At 71.0% G+C, this 3,208-nt stretch carries 2 protein-coding genes; both read left to right on the top strand.

Going from position 1 to position 3,208, the window contains the following annotated elements; all coding sequences use genetic code 11:
• Window positions 1-114 precede the first annotated feature (114 nt).
• Entirely contained in the window at window positions 115-1,050 is a 936-nt protein-coding gene (locus VNR19_RS14360; RefSeq protein WP_325727905.1) for an ABC transporter permease, read from the top strand.
• Entirely contained in the window at window positions 1,047-3,140 is a 2,094-nt protein-coding gene (locus VNR19_RS14365; RefSeq protein ID WP_325727907.1) for an ABC transporter ATP-binding protein, read from the top strand. The genes VNR19_RS14360 and VNR19_RS14365 overlap by 4 nt, the downstream gene beginning before the upstream one ends.
• Window positions 3,141-3,208: the final 68 nt, after the last annotated feature.

Consider the following 3,208-nt stretch of genomic DNA (forward strand, 5'->3'; position numbering starts at 1 on the left):
CGACGTGCATCGCGGCGTTCGCGGGCGTGTGCGCGCTCGTGGGCGCGCTGCTGGCCGACGTCGTGGTCGCGTGGCTCGACCCGCGCATCCGGATCAGCTGAGAGGGCTGGACACATGGCTGACTCCGAGCTGACCGTCACCTCCGCCGCCGTCCTCACGGGGGAGGAGGAGCAGAGCACCGGGCTGCGGCGCACCGGGCGCCTCACCCTCATAGCCCGTCGCTTCGCGCGCCGCCCGTCCGCCGTCGTCGGGCTCGTGATGCTGGTGCTGCTCGTCGTGTTCGCGTTCGTGGGCCCGCGCATCGCGCAGTGGGGCTACGACGAGCCGGACTTCCTCGCCCTCGCGCAGGCCCCCTCGGCCGAGCACTGGTTCGGCACGACGACGGGCGGGTCCGACGTCTTCGCCCTCGTCGCGCGAGGCCTCGGCCGCTCGCTCGCCATCGGCATCCTGTCGTCGGTGGCGATCACGGTGATCGCCGCCATCGTCGGCACCACCATCGCGTTCTTCGAGGGCTGGGTGGAGCGCGTCGGCATGTGGATCCTCGACATGCTGCTCGTGATCCCGTCGTTCTTGCTCATCGCGATGATCGTGCGGTCGTCGTCCGGCGCCAACGGCTGGCTGTGGCTCACCCTCGGCATCACGGTGTTCGGCTGGATCGGGTACGCCCGCGTGCTGCGCACCCTGACGCTGTCGCTGCGCGAGCTCGACTACGTGCACGCCGCGAAGTACATGGGCGTGCGGTCGTTCACGATCATCCGCCGGCACCTCATCCCGAACCTCGGGTCCGTGCTCATCATCCAGACCGTGCTCGGCGTGGTCTCCGCGGTGAACTCCGAGACGGCGCTGTCCTTCCTGGGCCTCGGTATCAAGGCCCCCGACACCTCGCTCGGCACCATCCTCCAGGCCGGGCAGAGCGTCGTCCTCACCGCGCCCTGGGTGCTGATCGCGCCGTCGATCGCCCTCGTGCTGCTCACGTTCTCCGTGCAGCTCATCGGCGACGGCCTGCGCGACGCCATCGATCCGAACTCGCGGTCGGGAGGCCGAGCATGAACCCCGTCCTGAGCGTGCGCGACCTGCACGTGAGCTTCGCGTCCGAGGCGGGCACCGTCCGTGCCGTGCGCGGCGTGAACTTCGACCTCATGCCCGGGCGCACGCTCGGCATCGTGGGCGAGTCGGGATCCGGCAAGTCCGTGACGTCGCTGTCGGTCATGGGTCTGCTCGACGAGAACGCCCGCGTCGAGGGCTCCATCAAGCTCAAGGGCACCGAGCTGCTGGGGCTGAGCGAGCTCGAGCTGTCGAAGTACCGCGGCAACGAGATGGCGATGGTCTTCCAGGACCCGCTGTCGGCGCTGACCCCGGTGTTCTCCATCGGCGACCAGCTCGCCGAGGCGCTCGACCTGCACCAGGACCTGAACCGGAAGCAGGTGCGGGAGCGGTCGATCGAGCTGCTGGACCTGGTCGGCATCCCCAACCCGGCCGAGCGCCTCAAGGCGTACCCGCACCAGTTCTCCGGCGGCATGCGCCAGCGCGTGATGATCGCGATCGCGATCGCCAACGACCCCGACGTCATCATCGCCGACGAGCCCACCACGGCCCTCGACGTGACGATCCAGGCGCAGGTGCTCGACGTCCTCAAGAAGGCGCAGCGCGAGACCGGCGCGGCCGTCGTCATGATCACCCACGACCTCGGTGTCGTCGCGGGCGTGGCCGACGACGTCCTCGTCATGTACGCCGGCCGGCCGGTGGAGCAGGCCCCCGTCGACGAGCTGTTCGCCCGTCCCGCCATGCCGTACACGATGGGCCTGCTCGGCGCCGTGCCGCGGCCTGACCGCGGCGAGAACCGGCGCCTCATCCCCATCCAGGGCAACCCGCCGTCGCTGGTCGACCTGCCCGTCGGCTGTCCCTTCGCCGCCCGTTGCCCGCTGGCCGAGGACCGCTGCCGCACGGCCGAGCCCGACCTGCTGCCCGTGGCGGGCCGGCCCGAGACGCTCGCCGCGTGCGTGCGCGCCGACGAGCTCGCCGAGCAGGGCGTCACGTTCGAGGACGCCTACGAGGTGGAAGAGGCCGCCGAGTCGAGCCTCGAGTCGGTGCCGCGCTCGGAGCGCGAGGTCGTGCTCGAGGTCGAGGGCCTCAAGCGGCACTTCCCGCTCACCAAGGGCGGCTTCCTGCGCCGCAGGGTCGGCACCGTCAAGGCGGTGGACGGCGTGACGTTCGACGTCCGGGCCGGCGAGACGGTCGCCCTGGTCGGCGAGTCCGGCTCCGGCAAGACGACGACGCTGCTCGAGATCATGAAGCTCGAGGCGCCGCAGGGCGGCCGGGTCGCCGTGCTCGGCAAGAACCTCGAGGAGCTCTCGAAGTCGGAGCGGTCGGCGCTACGACGCGACCTGCAGATCGTGTTCCAGGACCCGATGAGCTCGCTGGACCCGCGCATGCCGGTCTACGACGTGCTCGCCGAGCCGCTCAAGGTGCACGGCTGGTCGCGGCAGAAGACGAACGCCCGCATCGACGAGCTGATGAAGCTCGTGGGCCTCAACCCGGACCACGTCGACCGGTTCCCGTCGCAGTTCTCGGGCGGCCAGCGCCAGCGCATCGCCATCGCGCGCGCCCTGGCGGTGAACCCGCGGCTCATCGTGCTCGACGAGCCGGTGTCCGCCCTCGACGTGTCGATCCAGGCCGGCGTCATCAACCTGCTCGAGGACCTGCAGGCGCAGCTCGGCGTCGCGTTCCTGTTCGTCGCGCACGACCTGTCCGTGATCCGGCACATCTCGAGCCGCATCGCCGTGATGTACCTGGGCCAGGTGGTCGAGTCCGGCGACACGGAGGCGGTGTTCACCTCCCCGCGGCACCCGTACACGCAGGCCCTGCTGTCGGCGGTGCCGCTGCCCGACCCGGAGCTCGAGCGCGGCCGCAAGCGGGTCGTCCTCGAGGGCGACCTGCCCAGCCCGGTCGAGGAGATCCCCGGCTGCCGCTTCGCCAGCCGGTGCCCCGTGCGCGCCACGCTGTCGGCCGACGACCAGCGGCGCTGCGACACCGTGCTGCCCGTGCTCACGGGCGACGACGCCCAGCTCGCCGCCTGCCACTTCCCGCTGACCCCGGCGTCGGCGGGCACCACAGACGTGCGGGAGACCACCCGCGCCTGACCCGTCCGGGTCATCTACCCGACGGGTAGACGCTTCTCAAGGAGAAACATGACAACGATCCGCAAGAA

Origin of the sequence: Microbacterium sp. (genome assembly GCF_035556355.1) — a bacterium.
Classification (GTDB): Bacteria; Actinomycetota; Actinomycetes; order Actinomycetales; family Microbacteriaceae; genus Microbacterium.